Here is a 19,404-nt window from a genome sequence, read left to right as displayed (position 1 = left end):
TAATGTTGTCAATATTTAACGCTGAATTGGCAAGAATCCAGCCGCAATAATAGAATTCAATTATGATAAGATAGAGACATTGCTTACATTCGAATCCAGACAAAGGAGGTCATTCAATATGTCTGTTCGATTTATAATTGGGCGTTCAGGAAGCGGGAAGACTGAATCCCTTCTTAATGAAATAAGAGAAAAGCTGAAAGCTGACCCTGGCGGCAACAACATTGTTTATTTAGTGCCAGAGCAGATGACCTTTTTATCAGAGAATCGCCTTGCAACCACACCTGGAGCTCGGTGGAATGATCCGCGCCCAGGTATATAGCTTTACACGTTTAGCTTGGCGCGTTCTTCAAGAGACAGGCGGCTTTAATCGCTACCATTTATCGAGTACAGGGATTAGCATGCTGATTCGAAAAATTATTGAGGATCAGAAGGACAAGCTTACTCTGTTTAAACGGGCAGCCGATAAAAATGGTTTTATACAGCAAATGGAGCAGCAATTAACAGAGTTTAAACGCTATTGCATCCAGCCTGAAGAGCTAGTAGATCAAGCAAACGAGCTGGCTAATCAAAATCAAAAATCGCTTCAGGATAAGCTGCACGATTTGGAATTGATTTATCAGCATTTTGAAGAGTCCTTACAGGATAAATATATAGATTCAGAGGATTATTTCCGACTATTGGCCGAGAAGGCTGAAAGCTCAGCGTTTTTAAAGGATACAGAAGTATACATTGATGGTTTTTATAGCTTTACTCCAATTGAATATATGGTGCTGCAGCAATTGATGAAGCATTGCAAGCGCGTGACTATTTCCTTAACATTGGACCAACCTTTTACAACTTCACTCCCAGATGAGCTTCATCTTTTTCGTATGACTGGAGATACATGTCAAACGCTTCATGACATCATTCGGGCTGAAGGAGTTTCTTATGAGGAACCAATCGTGTTATCACAATCCCATCGCTGGCAAAGCCCTTCCTTCAAGCATTTAGAAACCTATTTTGACATGCTCCAGGCTCAGCCTTTCCAAGGAGAGACAGCAATTCATATCGCCCAAGCTACGAATCGACGAGCAGAAATCGAAGGCGTAGCCCGAAAGATTACAAGGTTAGTTCGCGATGAAGGCTATCGTTATCGCGAGATGGCGATTTTATCAAGAAATGGTCAGGATTATCATGATGTGCTTCAGGCAATATTTGAGGATTACTCCATCCCGTTGTATCTGGATCAAAAATCGTCGATGGAGCACCATCCTTTAATTGAGCTCCTTCGATCGAGTCTCGAAATTATCACTGGATATTGGCGCTATGAGCCGATTTTTCGTGCCGTCAAAACAGAGCTTCTTTTTCCGTATAAAAGCCATAACGACAGGCTCCGTGAACAAATGGACCGCTTGGAAAATTACGTCCTAGCATACGGAATTCACGGTGACAAATGGACAAGAAAACAGCCTTGGGTATACCGGAGAGTTAGAGGCTTAGAGCTTGAGGATGTTCCACAAACGGATGCCGAAAAGAAGATCGAGAACGAGTTAAATGAACTCAGGCAGCTCATTACGACACCTTTGATGGTGTTAGCACGGCGAATGAAAAAAGCCACAAAAGGTCAGGATTTTGCTGAGGCGATTTATTTATTTTTAGAAGAATTAGAGATTCCAAGAAAGCTAGAGCAGTGGAAGCAAATGGAAGAAGAAAAAGGGAATCTCGTTAAAGCTCGAGAACATGATCAAGTTTGGGACGGCGTGATCGATCTTCTTGATCAATTCGTTGAAATGCTTGGTGAGGAAAAAATCCCACAAAAACAATTTGTAGCGATAATCGATTCAGGGATTGAATCCCTACGCTTTTCCCTTGTACCACCAGCGATAGATCAGGTTGTCGCCGCTGACCTTGAGAAGTCACGGCTTGAGGAAATGAAGGTTGTATTCGTGATTGGGTTAAATGACGGAGTGTTACCGGCAAAGCTCAATGACGAAGGGATTTTTGCTGATGAGGACAGAGAGACACTCATTACCAAAGGTCTAAAGATTGCTCCATCGAGCAGGACTCGCTTACTGGATGAAAATTTCGTTGCCTACAAGGCGTTCACACTGCCAAGTGAGCAATTATTCTTAAGCTATCCGTTAGCAAATGAAGAAGGCAAAGCGCTCATTCCATCGCCCTATATTAAAAGAATGTATGAGCTGTTTCCAACTGCAATTCAACATGAATTTGTAGCTGATCCCGTTGATTTATCAGAACATGAGCAGCTTCAATATGTAACCAATGAAAGTACTGCACTGGCGTACTTGACAGCGCAATTGCAGCTCAAAAAAGAAAAGTACCCTATTTATGACTTCTGGTGGGACGTCTACAACTATTATATGGAAAGTGAAAAGTGGCGAAGTACAGCAACAAAGGTGTTATCAAGCCTTTTTTATGAAAATAAAACCGTGCACCTCACCCAACAGGTTAGTCAGGAACTATATGGTGACTTGATTCAAGCCAGCGTCTCGCGAATGGAAATGTTTCATAGCTGTCCGTTTTCTCATTTTGCGCACCATGGTTTAAAGCTCCGTGATCGACAAGTATTCCGGCTAGAAGCACCGGATATTGGCGAGCTGTTCCATGCTGCTTTAAAGCATATTGCCGATGTTGTTAATGAACAGAATTGGTCATGGGCCAACATGACGGTTTCGCAGTGTGAGACACTCGCCGGAGAAGCGGTGGAAATGCTCGCACCAAAGCTCCAGCATGAGATTTTGCTTAGCTCCAATAGACATGCTTATTTAAAGCGTAAGCTTGAAAAAATTATTAGCCGAGCGACCTATGTATTAAGTGAGCATGCCAAAGCAAGTGGCTTTTCTCCTGTTGGTTTAGAGCTTGGCTTCGGTCCGAAGCAGGAGCTGCCGCCAATTTCTTTTTCCTTGAAAAATGGTACAAAGATGGAGCTGGTTGGTCGAATTGACCGGGTTGATAAGGCGCAAGAAGGTGACCAGGTTTATTTACGGGTCATTGATTATAAATCAAGCGAACGAGATGTAAATTTAAGCGAAGTGTATTATGGATTGTCACTGCAAATGCTAACGTATCTTGATATTCTCATCACTCATTCACAGGAATTGGTCGGGACGAAGGCGACTCCGGCAGGGGTGTTGTATTTCCATGTTCATAACCCGATGATCCAAGCGAAGAAAATGATGTCACTTGATGAGATCGAACAGGCTATTTTAAAGCAGTTTAAAATGAATGGCTTGCTACTTGGGGAACAAAACGTGATTCACTTAATGGATAAATCGCTTGAAACAGGCGATTCACAAATGATTCCAGCCGGTTTGAATAAGGATGGTAGCATTAGGTCCCGATCAAAAGTCGTTTCAAAAAATGAATTCGAACAGTTCACAGGCTTTGTCCGTGACACCTATGTTAAATCAGGTAATCAAATGCTTGACGGGGCGGTAGAGATTTCGCCATATAAAATGAAAAATAAAACACCTTGTACCTTTTGTTCATTTAAGGCGATGTGTCAGTTCGATCCATCCCTAAAAAATAACGACTATCGTAGCTTACCAACCTTATCAAAGGAAGAAATACTAGAAAATATTCAAAAGGAGGAATCATCACATGGCACAATCGATCATCCCTCCAAAACCGAATGATGTAACCTGGACAAATGACCAGTGGAAAGCAATCTACGCCAAAAATCAAGACATTCTCGTTGCTGCCGCCGCAGGATCTGGGAAGACGGCTGTATTAGTTGAACGGATGATTCAAAGGATTCTTTCAGCCGAGGATCCAGTGAATGTGGACGAACTCTTGGTTGTAACCTTTACGAATGCTTCAGCAGCTGAAATGCGCCACCGAATTGGCGAAGCACTTGAAAAAGCGATTCAGAATGATCCAAAATCGATTAATCTTAGAAAACAGTTAACGTTATTAAATCGTGCCTCGATTTCAACGCTGCATTCCTTTTGCTTAGAGGTTATTCGAAAATATTACTATTTAATCGATCTTGATCCAGGCTTTCGTATCGCGGATGAAACAGAGATTCAACTGCTTCGTGATGAAGTGATCGATGAGTTGTTTGAGGATGAGTACAGCAAAACCGATAATGAGTCTTTTTTTGCGTTAGTGGATGCTTTTACCAATGACCGAAGTGATGATGCACTTCAAACGATTATTCGCGATGTCTATAATTTTTCTGTCTCCAATCCAGCGCCAGAGCATTACTTAAGCTCAATGGTCGGTATGTATGATATCGGTGACGAGATGCAAATTGAACAGTTGCCATTTGCTGAAATGCTGCTCGATGATATTGAATTGCAGCTGCAAGGGGCGAAGGGCTTGCTCCAGCAAGGGTTGGACATAACCAAGCAGCCAGGAGGGCCAGCACCGAGAGCAGAGAACTTTATTGGTGATATCGAGTTTGTTGAAGCCTTGATAGCTGCTAAAAATGAATCATGGGCGGCTTTTTATTCTTTGATTCAAACGATTCCATTTTCACGTGCAAAAACGTGTAAGGGGGACGAATACGATTCGGATTTAATCGAAAAAGCCCAGAATATCCGTAAAAAGGCGAAAAAAATTCTAACCGATATACAAACCGAGTTGTTTATGAGACGCCCCGATAGCTTTTTGAAGGATATGAAAGAACTTAAACCTCATATTGAAACGATTGTTGGTCTAATCCGTTCTTTTTCAAATCGTTTTACGACAATGAAGCGAGAAAAAGGATTGGTGGATTTTTCCGATTTAGAGCATTACTGTTTGCAAATTCTAACTGAAATGAAGGATGAGGGAGGGAAACGTCATCCCTCAGCTGCTGCTCTTTTTTATAAAAATCGTTTTAAAGAAGTGTTGGTCGACGAGTACCAGGATACAAATATGGTGCAAGAAGCGATTCTTCAGCTTGTGAAAAGTGGGGATGAGGTAAACGGGAATCTATTCATGGTCGGTGACGTAAAGCAATCCATCTATCGGTTTCGATTAGCAGAGCCGAATTTATTTCTTAGTAAATACCGCCGTTTTTCAGTTGAAGGTGATGGTAGTGGGTTAAGGATTGATTTGGCGCAAAACTTCCGTAGCCGTAAAGAGGTTTTAGACGGGACGAACTATTTATTTAAACAGATAATGGGTGAGCGAGTTGGTGAAATCATCTATGATGAAGCCGCTGAGCTGAAATTAGGGGCTAGTTATCCGATTGAACAGCCATATGCAGTGGAACTTTTACTCGTTGACCAAGTTGATGCGCGCGATAAGATCCAGCAAGATGATGAGTCTGATGGGAGCGAGGAAGCACAAGCTGAAACGATGTTTGATCAGGAAGAATTACAGCAATCACAGCTTGAGGCTCGGGTGATGGCTCGCAAAATCAGCGAAATGATTGCAGCGCAAACGCCTGTATACAATCCAAAGACGAAAACGTCGAGTCCACTTAAGTATCGAGATATTGTGATTTTACTGCGTTCGATGCCATGGGCCACACAAATTATTGAGGAGTTTAAGCAGCAGGGAATTCCGGTTTACGCTAATCTTTCATCAGGCTATTTCGAAGCAACCGAAGTCTCGATTATGCTGTCACTATTAAAAGTAATCGACAACCCCTATCAGGACATTCCTCTTGCAGCTGTGTTGCGGTCACCGATCGTTGGCTTGACGGAGGAAGAGCTGGCCCAAATTCGGATTCTCCAAAAGAGCGGCTCCTTTTATGACGCATTAGTTGGTTATTCCAAGCAAATGCCAGAGCTACAGTTTGAAGCGTTGTACGAAAAGGTTCGTCTATTCCTTGAGGACTTGAAGGAGTGGAGAACACGAGCCCGTCAAGGCGCACTATCCCAATTTATATGGCAGCTGCTCCGCGAAACGAAGTTTTATGAGTTTGTTGGGGGAATGCCAGGTGGGAAGCAGCGCCAGGCCAATCTTCGTGCTTTGTTTGATCGGGCTCGTGCCTATGAAGCGACAACATTTAGAGGGTTGTTCCGATTTTTGCGATTTATTGAGCGTATGCAGGAGCGTGGCGATGACCTCGGTACTGCACGTGCTCTTGGGGAGCAGGAGGACGTTGTGCGGATTATGACCATCCACAGCAGTAAAGGGCTGGAGTTTCCTGTCGTGTTCATTGCCGGATTAAATCGGAAATTTAATAAATTGGATACACAAAAAGCTTATATGCTCGATAAGGAATTGGGCTTTGCTGCTAAATACGTTGATCCAGTAAAGCGAATAGCCTATCCATCGTTGCCGCAGCTGGCCTTTAAACGAAAAAAGAAGATGGAGCTGCTGGCTGAGGAAATGCGGGTTCTTTACGTGGCATTAACACGAGCAAAGGAAAAGCTCTTTTTACTTGGGTCTGTTAAGGATTTGCAGAAAACGTTGGAAAAATGGGACAGTGTAGATGCGACCGACAGCTGGCTTTTACCTGATTATGACCGTGCCTCTGCGTCAACCTATTTAGATTGGGTTGGACCTGCGCTCGTTCGCCATCACGACTGTCGCGAAGTGTTGTCGAATGTGAAGGATGGCGGACATGAGCGAGTTCCAGAAGAAATCGCCCTGCACCCTTCGGATTGGCGAGTGGTGACACTAACAGCTGAGGAAGTAGCGCTTTACGCTCAAGAAAAGAGCGAAGCTGATTCTACTTTATTGGATTATGTCAAGCAGGGGGTGCCGGCGCCGATTTCTACTGATGCCGCTTCCACGGTACGGGATCAGCTAACTTGGAAATACGGATTTAATGAAGCAGCCACACATCGCTCAAAACAATCCGTATCCGAAATCAAGCGTCAGCTAGAGGTATTTGATCAAAATGGTGGTGTCGACCTAAAACAGAAATTTACAAAACCTCTGTTTAAAAGACCGAGGTTTATGCAAGCCAAAGCTCTCACTTCTGGCTGAACGGGGGACAGCGATGCATATGGTCATGCAGCATATCGATTTCACACGTGTTGTGAATGAACTGTATCTTTCTGCATTGTTGGAAGAATTGGTCGAAAAAGAACTCCTGACAGTCGAACAAAAAGAAATTATCGATACCGAACAGATTATTGCTTTTTTTGATACGGAGCTTGGAAGCAGGTTACAGCGTGCTCGAAAAATTAGACGAGAAACTCCGTTCAGTGTAGCGGTTAAAGCGAGTGAGATCTATGCTGATTGGAGTGGGGAAGATGAACCAATCCTTGTCCAGGGGATTATCGATTGCCTTTTCGAGGATGAGTTAGGTACGGTTTTACTCGATTATAAAACCGATTCAATTACGGAGCGCTTTAAAGGTGGCTTTGAGGAAGCGAAGCCAGTGCTCGCCAAACGTTATCGCGTCCAAATCGATTTGTATGTTAAGGCAGTTGAATCGATTCTGAAGAGGCACATAGATCAGAAATATTTATTCTTCTTTGATGGAGGACATGTACTCGAGATGAATTAAATATTTTGCAGAAGAAACGACGTGTGCTTTGAGTACACGTCGTTTCTTGATTTTTGGGAGCAATCTGTATGATTCCGGTTCTCGTACCAAAGGCAAATAATGAGGAATCATAGGATCCTAGATTAGGAATTTCCGATTGTCGGCTGATCGACCAAATTAGAATCGAGGACATTGGTTCCACTCAGCCCACTATTGGTAATAATAAAACCCCCTGTATTTCCGGCACCTGAACCAGAGAAACTTTTTGAATTATTTTTCGGAGAAATAAACATCGTATCACCAAATTGTACGACGCCGCCACTGACATTGACAATTTGAACGGGTCCAACAAATGCAGGCATATCCAACCTCCTTAATGAAAAAAATATTTACTGAATAATATACCATCTATCTATGAGTAGGTAGAATTTTCAAGATTTGTAGAATGCAAACGACATAAACAAAAATGACTTCTATCGTGCCCACAACCCTTAAAAAGGTCTTCGCAAGGTAACGATAAACCAGTTATCGTGCCCACAACCCGGAAAAAGGTCCTCGCAAGGTAACGATAAACCAGTTATCGTGCCCGCAACCCTGAAAAAAATCCTCGCAAGGTAACGATAAACCAGTTATCGTGCCCACAATCCTGAAAAAAATCCTCGCAAGGTAACGATAATTTAGTTATCGTGTCCGCAACCCGGAAAAAAATCCTCGCAAGGTAACAATAAACCAGTTATCGTGCCCGCAACCCTGAAAAAGATCCTCGCAAGGTAACGATAAACCAGTTATCGTGCCCACAACCCTGAAAAAAATCCTCGCAAGGTAACGATAAGCTAGTTATCGTACCCCTAATCCTGAAAAAAGCCCTCAGGAGGTAACGAAAACCAAGCTATCCGGCTTCTAAATGTATTAACCCTCATCTGTAGCAGGTTCGCCACCAGCTTTCCTCTTCTCTCTAGCGCTCTCAAGCTGTCGGATATGCTTTACGCGTGATTCCATATGCACACTGCAGCTATTTCCAACATGGACAATCGATGCGGCAGAAACCCCGAGAATCCGAATATTGCCTACTTTTATGTTCGCCCCGGGACAATGATAGTGTTCCATCGCTATCCATTCCGTAATCGGAGGAATGGGAATCTGTTCTGAGAAAATCAAATATTTACTATAGTCCCCCTCATTCCCGAAAAAAACTTCTCTTTCGCGTTGAACAGCTAAAGCTCGGTTCCCACCCTGAATACAGGATGAATCCCCAAGCTCAATAAGCGAAGAAAATTGAAGTGAATCAACTATTAGCGAGTTAACAACAGAGGTTCGTTTTAACATGCTATTCTCCTTAAGGGGCCAATGGAACTGCAGGTCCAATAATCAGTGATTCAGCAGGAGTATCAAAGATGGATGCGAGCTGAATCGTTTCCGTGTCACCAATCATAAGCAGCGACGAGCTGGAAATTCCAATCACCCGAATATTTCCGACACATAATTCTCTGTTGTAAACATGAAAGTTCATTCCTGTTTCATTCCTTTCATATTGCCAGGTAGATTGGTAATGAATGTACAAATCCCATTTTCCATTTCCTTAAATAACTTTTGGATAATTCCTTCCTTCCAGCCTTCTTTTTCAACTGCACTGCCGGTAAAGGGGGTATCCTTTAGATGATGTTGAACACGTGCTGGAATCTGCATTTTGATGTCATTTTTTATAAAATCAAAATAATTTTCATCTAATTTTTTATTTACTCTCGCCTCAGCGTTGGCGATTAACTGCGGAAGCTCTGTCTCAAGCTGTGCGAATACTTCTTCTTCCATTTCCATTGTATGTCTGAAAATACCCTTTGGATCGATAGGACCAGTTGGTGGCATTCCGCTAGGAGTTGCGGCACCAGTACCTGACGGGTTCACCTCCAGGCTATCGATACCTTGTAAATCTGAAGGATTTAAACCGATGTTTAAGGTTCCCTCTAATGTTTCAACCTTTAGTTGATCAAATTTATATTCTATTTTTTCTACATTGATTGCAGGTTTAGCTTTTAACCGTTCCAACTCGTTCGTTAATTGGGCAACTGTTTCTTCAAGGCTTTGAATTCTTTGTTCTTGTTTTTGCATTGTTTCAAGAAGCTGCTGAAGATAGTACTGATAATCCTGATACACGTAATCACCTCGCATTGTCCAATTTTATTCCTTTGACAATTAATATCCCTTTGTTATGAGCTTAACGGTACTGCTGGCTTTGAGATCGAGCTAGCATTTGTAGATGAAGTTGTGGGTTGAGAAGGACCTCCACCTGGCTTTACAGCTTGAGGAGCTGGCCCAGTAAAGCCCCAGGTATTGTATAAATGCGAAGCTGGTTTTATGACTCCCGAGCTACCAATCTGTAGAACAGAGGAATTGGAGATTCCGCCAACTTTTAAGAAATTTATATGAATCGACTGCTGAATATAGAAATTCATACTATCACCTATACATTAAAGTTATTTCCCTGATCAAGTAAGTCTTGGTCATACGTATTCGTCGAACTAGATTGGTTGCTTACATAGAGTCCATCACCAGTATTAAATGAGCCAGCGCTGGAAAACGTTTTTGCATTAGAAAACGGCATAATTTTATAAACATCCCCAATATTGAACACAGAACTGCTCCCAATTGAGATAACCTGAACCACTCCAACGATTGCTGGCATAAAGAACACCCTCACATCTTTTTCTTTTATATCTTATGAGCAGAAAGGGGAAAGGTGATTAAAAAGCCTATGTCTAATTAAATCGATTAGTCATTAGTTAAAGGGAAAATGTGTCGAAAAGTGTTATTTAACAAAGGAATTTAGCGTTTTTCATTTCGTCAAATAAAGACAGAATTGTGTTAAAATAAATTATATTTAGAAAATTAAAATCTATTATGAGGTGAAACGGATGAATGTACCATTAGTTTTAACAAGCTTCCTAGATCGTGCAGTTTCCTTGTTTGGAACAAAGCCTGCACTTATAAGTGACGACAGAGTATTTACATATGATGACATAAACAAAAGGGTAAATAAATTATCCCATGGCTTAAGAGATCTTGGCGTGCAAAAAGGAGATCGTGTTGCCTATTTAGCTCCAAATAGCGTGGAAATGTACGAGGGCTTCTACGGCATTTATCAATTGGGTGCCATTATGGTTCCGTTAAATACCCGACTAAAACCAGAAGATTACTTATTTATTTTAAATCATAGTGAATCTAAAGTACTTTTCGTTGATCAGGATCTTTACAGCTTAATTGTTCCAATTAAGGACAAGCTCGAAACAGTCGAATCCATCATTGTGCACTACAAAGAAAAGGATACTCCTGAATTAGATTATGATGCTTGGTTAGAAAATCAATCAGATCTTCCAATTGAGCGAGCAGAATTAGATGAAAACGATGTTGCCAGCTTACTTTACACAAGCGGTACAACAGGGAATCCAAAAGGGGTTATGTTAACTCATCGTAATAACTATTTACACGCATTAAGCGCTCAGCACCATTTACGTGTAAATGACACTGATGTTTTATTGCATATTCTACCAATGTTCCATGTTAACGGGTGGGGATCGCCTTTCTATTACACTTCCAATGGGGCTACTCAAGTTTTCTTGAGAAAAGCAAATGCTGAGTCAATCTGGGGAGAAATTTTAAAGCATAAAGTATCCGTAATGCATATGGCTCCAACTGTTCTTAATAGCTTAATTCAATATTATGAGAAGAATGTACCTGAAGTAGAGCAGGATATTCGAGTTGTGATTGCAGGCTCTGCGCCACCACCAGCCTTCATTACAAGAGTAGAAGAGGAGCTAGGCTGGGAGTTTATTCAAGTATATGGTATGACGGAACTCTCACCGTTTGCGACTGTATCAACAATTCGTTCACATCTTCAGCATTTACCAAAGAAGGACAAATATCGCTTAAAAGCAAAAGCGGGATATCCTCAAATGGGTGTTGAGGTTAAGATCGTGGATGATTTGGGTGAAGAGGTTCCTCATGATGGTCAGTCAATTGGTGAAGTTGTTGTAAAAAGTCATGGGGTTATGCTCGGGTATTGGAAAAATGAAGAGGAAACGATGAAAACCATCCGTAATGGTTATCTTCATACTGGAGATATGGGGACGATTGATGAATATGGTTACGTGGATATCGTCGACCGTAAAAAAGATATCATCATTTCTGGTGGTGAAAATATTTCTTCCATTGAAGTAGAAGGCGCACTTTATGAGCACCCATCGATCCTTGAGGCAGCGGTCATTGCCGTACCACATGAAAAATGGGGAGAAACTCCGCACGCATTTGTTGTCGTAAAAGAGGGTAATAGTTTAACAGAGAAAGAAGTAATCGCGTTCTCTAGAGAAAAGTTAGCTCATTTTAAAGCGGTTACAGGTGTTACGTTCGTTGCAGAATTACCAAAAACCGCCTCAGGTAAAATTCAAAAAATCCATCTTAGAAACGATTATTGGCAAGAAAAGACAGGTGAAGAAAACGTTAAACGTTTTGTAAACTAATATACCTTGAGGAGGGACTGGCAATCAGCCAGTCTCTCTTTTTTTGGTATACTTGTTAAAAATAGGTACTAAAAGGGTGATGGTAAATGGCATGGAACTCAGATGTTGAGATAAGGAATGAACGCATTCTTTCCATAGATATCATCAGAGGCTTTTCAATCTTAGGAATCTTCTTAGTAAATATGATGTCATTTCACTCTCCGCTTTTGTATCTTGATCCACTACAATGGTGGGATCACCCAATCGACAGAATCACTTATATCTTGATTGATATTTTTGCGCAAGCAAGCTTTTATCCGTTGTTTTCCATGTTATTTGGTTATAGCATGGTCCTTCTTTTGGAAAAAGTACAACTTCGCGGTCAGCATTTTTATCGTATATTGGTGAGAAGGTTGCTTGCGTTGCTGTTATTCGGTATCGTTCACGCTTTTTTTATTTGGCACGGAGATATTTTGATTCAATATGCGCTTCTTGGCTTTGTTTTACTTCCTTTCCTCAAGCTTTCCGGGAGAAGTCTGTTTATAGCAGGAATTTCCTTTTATACCGTTCCAGTCTTACTCATTACGATGGTGCTATTTTTTACTTCAACTGTTTCACCGAGTTTGTATGATGGGGAAGCAGTAGCACAGTCAATCGCCATATACCAGCAAGGGTCTTTTTTGGACGTAACACAGCAACGAGCTATTGATTGGATGGAGACGAACAATTTAGAAAATGGTCCATTTTTGTTTATTTCTATTTTTCCATTGTTTCTAATTGGTGTAGGAATGGCCAAGCTGAAGTGGATTCAACATCATAAAGTGTATCGTAAAAGACTGTTGTGTATGTTAATTAGCACACTTGTATTGGGGCTCAGCTTAAAAGAGTTACCTTATTTAGTAGACGGAGCGTTGTATGCAGAATATGTTCAAGATAGTGTAGGGGGAGTTAGTTTAGCCTTTTTTTATGGAGCACTTCTGATTTTAGTAAGTGAAAAAACAAAATGGCTGAATTCGCTGGCGCTGATAGGAAAAATGTCAATCAGTCATTATCTTTTTCAATCGCTCGTGTCTAGCATGATTTTTTACGGTTATGGTTTTGGCTTATATGGAAAAGTATCACTGTTTAGTGGAACGATCCTCGTTTTTGTAATTTTCTCACTCCAAATCGTTTTAAGTCGAATTTGGTTAAAATATTTTACGTTTGGACCTGTTGAATGGCTCTGGAGGACTGTTACCTATTGGAAGAAGGTTAAGCTTCGAAAAAGGGTAGATTAAATGTATTTCTAATATTAACATCTTATATTTAGTATTTTTTATTTTGGTATGTTATGATATTTTCATTAATGAATTATATGGGAGGCAACACAAGTGGTTCACGCACATATTACTGCCTGGTTTCTAGCTTTAGTCTTCTTCTTTATTGCAGTAGGACTTCAAAAAAGCGGAAAAGAAAAGGGCGCTAAAATTGTAAAAATGATTTTGAGATTGTTTTACGTACTAATTATCCTCACCGGCGGAATGCTATTAACTATGTGGAGTATGCACCTACTAAAAGCTGCAGTTGGTATTTGGGTAATCGGCGGAATGGAAATGGTTCTTGCAAAGGTCGGGAAAGGTAAGAAAGCAACTGGAGCTTGGGTACAATTGGTTATCGCTTTAATCGTTGTTCTTTATCTTGGCTTCTCCTTACCGATTGGCTTTGACTTTTTTTAATTGAAGTGAAAAACAGGCATCCTTTTGATAAGGACAGCCTGTTTTTTTGATTTCAGGGAATGTGAGCTTCGGTTCCAAAAGTATTATTTACGAGATTTTTTCAATAATTAATCGTTTTCCACTGTTCAAAGTAAATTCAAAGCGATCATTTCGTTTTTCATAATAAGTAAAATGGTGTTGGACGGTACAAATCAGCTCCTGATTATCAAATACCAGGAAATTAACACCACTATTAGGCAGACTACGATTAAGAAACGTCAAGTGATTGTAGCAATATATACAATCATAAATCGAAAATTTTAGTGAGTTTAACGTGGTAATAAAATGGATAAAGGCATCATCGTGAAGATCCTCTAACAGTCGTTCTAAGGAATAGACGAGATGCTTCCGAATCCGAACTACATCCTGATTTTTAAAAATGTGAATATCATCGGCAAATCCTACTTTCCCTTCCTCAAATAATATCCCTTTTTTCCAGCAATGATTTTGATATACCTCAATTTCTTGATGGAGAAACTCGTCAAGCGCCGTTGCTTCCTCTGTATCATCATCAAAGAAAACCCACTGATTGTTTATATATTCAATTATTCCAGTTGTGAAGGCTCTAACCTGGCCTTCAAATAAGCTTATTCGCTGTTGTCGATTCATGATTTCCCTCCGTGGATAGTACCTCACTTTTCTTTCTAGACACTTTACCCACTTTTTATAACCATATCTGTTTATTTTTATCGTAGGTAAACGGCAGTTAACCCCCAGGTGGAAGTTTCATTTTTATAAAATAACCATTTTTCTTGGTTTGCATAAGATAAACCATTCCTAGAACAAATGACTATTGGAAGTGAGGAGAAAAAAAGATGTGCGGAATCTCAGGATGGATTGATTACAGCAAAGACATCCGGAACCGAAAAAAAGACGATTGCGAAAATGGCTGAAACATTGTCAAAAAGAGGACCAGATGATACGAATGTTTGGACTAATCTTCACGTCGGGTTTGGACATAAACGATTGGTTGTCGTTGACCCAGAGGGCGGAAAGCAGCCAATGATAAAAGAAAAGTCCGGAAACCATTATACAATTTGCTATAATGGAGAGCTTTATAACACAGAAGATATCCGCAAAGAACTTCTAATAAAAGGATATTCTTTTAAAGGTCATTCCGATACAGAAGTTTTGCTAACAGCATATATTGAATGGCAGGAGCAATGTGTTGAGTATTTAAACGGAATTTTTGCCTTTGCCGTTTGGGATGAACAAAAACAAAAATTGTTTATTGGGCGTGATCGGCTCGGCGTTAAACCATTATTTTATAGTGAGCTTGGCAGCGGAATTGTATTTGCGTCAGAACTTAAGGCAATATTGGCTCATCCGAATGTTCCCGTTCAGGTGGATCGTGAGGGGTTATCTGAGGTTTTTGGGTTAGGGCCTTCCCGTTCGCCAGGTGTTGGTGTATTTAAAGGAATCAAAGAGCTGCGTCCGGGTCATGCACTTTCACTCGATTTGAATGGTCTGAGGGTGTGGCGCTACTGGAATGTGAAAAGTGAAGAACATCAAGATACAGTTGAAGATACAATTGGAAAAGTACGAGAGCTTGTAACAGATGCTGTTACGCGTCAGCTTGTTTCCGATGTACCGCTTTGTACCTTTTTATCAGGTGGAGTTGACTCCAGTGCCATCACCGCGATTGCTGCAAAGCAGTTTGCGCAGGAGGGCAAAGGTCAGCTACACACCTATTCAATCGATTATGAAGACAATGCTAAGTTTTTTAAGGAAAATGAGTTTCAGCCGAATTCAGATTCTACTTTTATTCAAAAAATGGTAAACGAATTTGATACCTTGCATCATAGCTGTGTCATTTCTCAGGATGTGCTGGCGCAGCATTTGACCGAAGCGGTTCATGTTCGTGATTTACCTGGGATGGCGGATGTCGATTCTTCATTGCTATGGTTCTGTCGCGAAATAAAGAAGGATTTTGTTGTTAGTTTATCTGGAGAATGTGCCGATGAAATCTTTGGTGGCTATCCTTGGTTTTATCGCGAGGATGATTTGAAGCGCCCGGGATTTCCGTGGATGCGTTCGGTTGATGCCAGACAAGGAATTCTTAAAGAGAAGTGGCAATCACGGTTACATTTACCGGAGTATATCATGAATAAATATAGCGAAACGATCGCCGAAACACCACGCTTAGATGGTGAAAACGAGGTAGAAGCGAAGCGCCGTGAGTTATTTTACATCAACATGATCTGGTTTATGACTACACTGTTGGAACGCAAAGACCGAATGAGCATGGGAGCGAGCTTAGAGGTACGCGTGCCTTTCGCTGACCATCGCTTAGTTGAGTACGTATGGAACATTCCATGGGAATTGAAAACTTATGGTCATCGCGAAAAGGGGATTCTGCGTAAGGCTTTGGAAGGAATCCTTCCTGATGAAATCCTCTATCGTAAAAAAAGTCCATATCCAAAAACGCATAACCCTGTCTATACAAAACTCGTCAATGATTTATTAGGCGATGCGATGCGAGATAAAAATTCTGCCCTGCATGAGTTCTTTGATGGGGAGGAGCTTCGTAAAATCATCGACACAGGTGGTGCGGCCTTCACCGTTCCATGGTACGGCCAGCTTATGACCGGCCCTCAGCTATTGGCTCACCTTTATCAAATTCATGTGTGGTTTAAAGATTACGGGATTAATATTGTGGAAAGTTAACATGAGCAGCAGTGAGCTACGCATAGAGTGTGTGCGTAGCTCACTTTATTTAGTTTGAGTTTGATAGAGAGTATTGCGTAAGGCGAATAAACTCCGATTTAAGCGAATAAATCCTGGGTTTTGGCGAATAAATTCTGAAATTAGCGAATAAATCCAGGTTTAGGCGAATAAATCCAAAAACTGGCGAATAAAAATTTTTCAATTGAAAAATAATGTTTTTGGTAACTTGTAAACTCGGTTTTTCTTTGCATTAGTGTGGGGAAGCTCCAAATTATTTAGCATTTTTGAAGCGATATTCACTGAATTATGCCCGAGCTGTAAAAACTCCCGAAATTGACGATTTGTTATTTCAGCACCATGTAACAGAAAGTAATCTTTTAAGGTATGCATATGTGCATCCTTCGAAACCTCTTTGCATTTTGGGCAATGCCACGTACCATTTCGATATACCATTCCAAGAAACCAGCAGAACGGACAATGCACTCCAGGTAAAAGTTCCGAGCGGGAAATTTTAAAGCATTTCTCAATGTCGTAGCTTGGTTGAACATGACTTTTTAGGAGAAGCTTACACATTTTGCGAAGGATTTCAGGTGGAAAAATAATATCTTGATATTTTGCCGAAAAAGAATTTAGTCGATCGATGACACGGCGGCCGCGACACACTCGAAATTGAGCTTCTGAACCAGGGATTATTTTTAAAATACAATTCTTGTTCATCATTCCAACCAAGTACTCAAGATTCTTACAAGGAAATTTGTTCCGTATTAACCATTGGCGTAATTCACGAAGTTGAAATTCAGCCTGCAGCATTGGATTTTCGTAGCCGATTTCTCCATTTTGGATGAGCTGATCACAATTTTCATCAATATCCAATGTTCCGGATAAATTTTTGGCTTCTATAATGGGAATATGGGTTGGAGAAAGAATGAGAGAATCGATTTGGAAGTAGGTGCCTCTAGTGGTTGGGAGTCGCAACCCTTTAAAGATGTAGTAATTTTTTTCGGGGAGATATTGTAGGTAGGAGTCTAGTGTGATTTCGCTGTAGTAGCCAGCCTCAGTACGTCCTATGTCTGTTTCAATCAATGGTCCTTTAGGATGACCAGGATAGATCCGTCTTAAACATGCTTGGTTAAATTCAATTTTTAATGGCAATGTCCGTTCATTCATAAACAATGTAACACACTCCTTTCGTTTAACATAATTCTTTTCGCTCTGGTAAATAAATTACCTGCTGAATTAAAAATTCGTCAAATAATGTTCAAATAAAGCCAGGATTGCATCTCGTTTGACGGACAGCAGACAAACAGATAATCTAGAGGCATATGCAAAAAATTGGGAAGATTCGTTGTTTATGGCGAAACATGCGAAGTGTTTGTTGGGATTAGAGACCTAGAAATGGTTCCGTGTTTTTCTAAAAAGCAAGAATCGCCTCATTTTTCAAGGGGGAGTGGGGATATGAAGAAGCGTACGTTTTCGATCATATTCAGCGCTATTCTTCTTTTTTCGGTATGGGTACTGTGACACAAGCTCAAGCTGCTGAAAAAACGGAAGAGAGCTGGCAGGATGAATCAATTTATTATGTAATGATTGACCGCTTTAATAATGGTGATCCGAACAATGATACGGATGTGGATTCAAACGATCCATTAGCTTATCATGGTGGTGATTTTAAAGGGGTATCACTGCAATTGGATTACATAAAGGATATGGGGTTTACAACAATTGCTCTTTCGCCAATTTTTGATAACGAGGGCAAAGGTTATCATGGCTATTGGATCAATGATTTTAAAAAGACTGATGAGCATTTTGGCACATTGTCAGAATTTAAAAAGCTTGTGAACGAAGCTCACAAACGTGGGTTAAAGGTGATCGTTGAATTCCCAGCGAATTCTGTTGGACCAAACCATCCTTGGCTAAAGGATGCCACGAAGCAGGACTGGTTTAACCAAAACCAAGAAACGGACAAAGAAAAAGCTTGGGTGGATGGCTTGCCTGATTTAAATCAAGAAAATCCAGAGGTTCGCGAGTACTTAATTGACGTGGCGAAATGGTGGGTTAATGAAACTGGAATTGACGGCTACAAGCTCGACCGTATTCAGCATGTACCGGCGAGTTTTTGGAAGGATTTTACCAAGGAACTTAAAACCGACAACCCAGACTTATTTTTACTTGGGGATGCAGAAGGAATCAATAGCGCAGAGGGTTATAGTAATACCGGCATCGATGGCTTTCTTGATTATTCAGCCAATCCTGTGCTGCGGACAGGCTTTGCCAAACCAGATCAATCACTGGATGAGCTATTTACAATTTTAGATAAAAATAAGCAGCAATTTGATTCTCCAAATTTGATGGGAACATTCATGGACAATCAGCGCATGGTACGGTTCACGCACGAAGCGGTGGTCAACAATTTGCATCCTGGCTCGCGCTGGAAGCTGGCATTAACCTATCTCTTTACAGCGCCGGGAATTCCAGTTGTGTACTATGGAAGCGAAATTGCACTTGAGGGCGGTGCAGGAGATGATAATCGAAAGCAGATGGATTTCCGAACTGATAAGGACTTAGTCGATTATATTACGAAGCTGGGGGAATTGCGTAATCAAATGCCGTCGCTCACGAAAGGAACGATGGAGAAGCTCTATTCCAAGAATGGGATGATCGTTTATAAGCGGGAGTTTCAAGGTGAACTGACTGTGATTGCGATCAACAATACCACGAAGTCGCAAAATGTCGTGATTCCAGCTGCGAAAATTGCTAAGGATAAGGAATTACGAGGCTTATTAATGGACGATTTAACGAAAGAGGAGAATGGGAAATACAAGCTCATTCTTGATCGTGATGAGGCAGAGATTTATGTGGTCGCCCAAAAAAGCGGGTTGAATATTCCTTATTTTGTTGTGATGGGCACCGTGTATTTGTTATTCTTTGGCTTTATTGTGATTTTGCTAAAAAGAAGAAAGCAAAAGACAAGTGAATAGAGAACTGAGAGAAATCAGGTAGGCGAATAAAACCAGGTTTTAGGCGAATAAACCTGGATTCAGGTGAATAAAACCGGGTTTAGGCGAATAAATTGAGATTTAAGCGAATAAAGCCAAGATTCAGGCGAATAAATCAAGAT

At 40.9% G+C, this 19,404-nt stretch carries 12 protein-coding genes and 3 pseudogenes; 7 read left to right on the top strand and 8 right to left on the bottom strand.

Annotated features, from left to right (window positions below; all coding sequences use genetic code 11):
* Positions 1-118 precede the first annotated feature (118 nt).
* A pseudogene (gene addB / locus RGF10_RS19880) lies at positions 119-3,635 on the top strand (helicase-exonuclease AddAB subunit AddB).
* Positions 3,601-7,396, top strand: a pseudogene (gene addA / locus RGF10_RS19875) (helicase-exonuclease AddAB subunit AddA). The pseudogenes addB and addA overlap by 35 nt, the downstream one beginning before the upstream one ends.
* A 122-nt stretch (positions 7,397-7,518) precedes the next feature.
* On the opposite strand, the gene RGF10_RS19865 reads toward addA, so the two are convergent.
* The 6 genes from RGF10_RS19865 to RGF10_RS19840 form a co-directional block, all read right to left on the bottom strand.
* A complete protein-coding gene (locus tag RGF10_RS19865; RefSeq protein ID WP_318505147.1) occupies positions 7,519-7,737 on the bottom strand; it encodes a spore germination protein in 219 nt (72 codons plus the stop codon).
* Between the two features lie 547 nt (positions 7,738-8,284).
* Entirely contained in the window at positions 8,285-8,701 is a 417-nt protein-coding gene (locus RGF10_RS19860; RefSeq protein ID WP_318505145.1) for a spore germination protein GerPE, read from the bottom strand.
* A gap of 10 nt (positions 8,702-8,711) precedes the next feature.
* Positions 8,712-8,885 carry a spore gernimation protein GerPD gene (locus RGF10_RS19855; protein ID WP_318505142.1) on the bottom strand — a complete coding sequence of 58 codons (174 nt, stop codon included), beginning with the start codon at positions 8,883-8,885 and terminating at the stop codon, positions 8,712-8,714.
* The gene (gene gerPC, locus RGF10_RS19850; protein WP_318505140.1) at positions 8,882-9,526 is read right to left on the bottom strand and encodes a spore germination protein GerPC; all 645 of its coding nucleotides are present in this window, start codon (positions 9,524-9,526) and stop codon (positions 8,882-8,884) included. The genes RGF10_RS19855 and gerPC overlap by 4 nt, the downstream gene beginning before the upstream one ends.
* Before the next feature lie 53 nt (positions 9,527-9,579).
* On the bottom strand, positions 9,580-9,825 hold the full coding sequence (locus RGF10_RS19845; protein WP_318505139.1) for a spore germination protein GerPB: 246 nt from the start codon (positions 9,823-9,825) through the stop codon (positions 9,580-9,582).
* A gap of 8 nt (positions 9,826-9,833) precedes the next feature.
* On the bottom strand, positions 9,834-10,055 hold the full coding sequence (locus RGF10_RS19840) for a spore germination protein (protein ID WP_318505137.1): 222 nt from the start codon (positions 10,053-10,055) through the stop codon (positions 9,834-9,836).
* A 229-nt stretch (positions 10,056-10,284) separates the two neighbouring features.
* Here RGF10_RS19840 and RGF10_RS19835 point away from each other — a divergent pair, with 229 nt between their 5' ends.
* The 3 genes from RGF10_RS19835 (at position 10,285) to RGF10_RS19825 (ending at position 13,580) form a co-directional block, all read left to right on the top strand.
* Positions 10,285-11,886 carry a long-chain-fatty-acid--CoA ligase gene (locus RGF10_RS19835; protein WP_318505135.1) on the top strand — a complete coding sequence of 534 codons (1,602 nt, stop codon included), beginning with the start codon at positions 10,285-10,287 and terminating at the stop codon, positions 11,884-11,886.
* 86 nt (positions 11,887-11,972) lie between these two features.
* Positions 11,973-13,142 carry a DUF418 domain-containing protein gene (locus RGF10_RS19830; RefSeq protein ID WP_318505133.1) on the top strand — a complete coding sequence of 390 codons (1,170 nt, stop codon included), beginning with the start codon at positions 11,973-11,975 and terminating at the stop codon, positions 13,140-13,142.
* Between the two features lie 93 nt (positions 13,143-13,235).
* Positions 13,236-13,580: a YisL family protein gene (locus RGF10_RS19825; RefSeq protein WP_318505131.1), complete on the top strand. Its 345-nt coding sequence runs from the start codon at positions 13,236-13,238 to the stop codon at positions 13,578-13,580.
* A gap of 87 nt (positions 13,581-13,667) precedes the next feature.
* Here the strand turns inward: RGF10_RS19825 and RGF10_RS19820 are convergent, their stop codons facing one another.
* Positions 13,668-14,228: a DUF2777 domain-containing protein gene (locus RGF10_RS19820; RefSeq protein WP_318505129.1), complete on the bottom strand. Its 561-nt coding sequence runs from the start codon at positions 14,226-14,228 to the stop codon at positions 13,668-13,670.
* 206 nt (positions 14,229-14,434) lie between these two features.
* Here RGF10_RS19820 and asnB point away from each other — a divergent pair.
* Positions 14,435-16,286, top strand: a pseudogene (asnB, locus tag RGF10_RS19815) (asparagine synthase (glutamine-hydrolyzing)).
* 198 nt (positions 16,287-16,484) lie between these two features.
* Here asnB and RGF10_RS19810 read toward each other — a convergent pair.
* Positions 16,485-17,453, bottom strand: coding sequence for a nuclease-related domain-containing protein (locus RGF10_RS19810; protein ID WP_318509607.1), 969 nt, complete (start codon positions 17,451-17,453; stop codon positions 16,485-16,487).
* A gap of 350 nt (positions 17,454-17,803) precedes the next feature.
* Here RGF10_RS19810 and RGF10_RS19805 point away from each other — a divergent pair, with 350 nt between their 5' ends.
* The gene (locus RGF10_RS19805) at positions 17,804-19,264 is read left to right on the top strand and encodes an alpha-amylase family glycosyl hydrolase (RefSeq protein WP_318505127.1); all 1,461 of its coding nucleotides are present in this window, start codon (positions 17,804-17,806) and stop codon (positions 19,262-19,264) included.
* Positions 19,265-19,404 lie beyond the last annotated feature (140 nt).

It is taken from the genome of Bacillus sp. T3 (genome assembly GCF_033449965.1).
In the GTDB taxonomy this organism is placed as follows: Bacteria; Bacillota; Bacilli; order Bacillales; family Cytobacillaceae; genus Bacillus_BU.
Note: the sequence above shows the minus strand (reverse complement) of the source record. Positions and strands in the feature narration are given on the sequence as shown.

What these genes read in the sequence shown, in the direction of transcription:
- RGF10_RS19830 (WP_318505133.1), top strand. Translation starts at nt 11,973, where the DNA reads ATGGCATGGAACTCAGATGTTGAGATAAGGAATGAACGCATTCTTTCC.
- RGF10_RS19840 (WP_318505137.1), bottom strand. Translation starts at nt 10,055, where the DNA reads ATGCCAGCAATCGTTGGAGTGGTTCAGGTTATCTCAATTGGGAGCAGT.
- RGF10_RS19845 (WP_318505139.1), bottom strand. Translation starts at nt 9,825, where the DNA reads ATGAATTTCTATATTCAGCAGTCGATTCATATAAATTTCTTAAAAGTT.
- RGF10_RS19865 (WP_318505147.1), bottom strand. Translation starts at nt 7,737, where the DNA reads ATGCCTGCATTTGTTGGACCCGTTCAAATTGTCAATGTCAGTGGCGGC.
- RGF10_RS19835 (WP_318505135.1), top strand. Translation starts at nt 10,285, where the DNA reads ATGAATGTACCATTAGTTTTAACAAGCTTCCTAGATCGTGCAGTTTCC.
- RGF10_RS19860 (WP_318505145.1), bottom strand. Translation starts at nt 8,701, where the DNA reads ATGTTAAAACGAACCTCTGTTGTTAACTCGCTAATAGTTGATTCACTT.
- RGF10_RS19855 (WP_318505142.1), bottom strand. Translation starts at nt 8,885, where the DNA reads ATGAACTTTCATGTTTACAACAGAGAATTATGTGTCGGAAATATTCGG.
- RGF10_RS19810 (WP_318509607.1), bottom strand. Translation starts at nt 17,453, where the DNA reads ATGAATGAACGGACATTGCCATTAAAAATTGAATTTAACCAAGCATGT.
- RGF10_RS19820 (WP_318505129.1), bottom strand. Translation starts at nt 14,228, where the DNA reads ATGAATCGACAACAGCGAATAAGCTTATTTGAAGGCCAGGTTAGAGCC.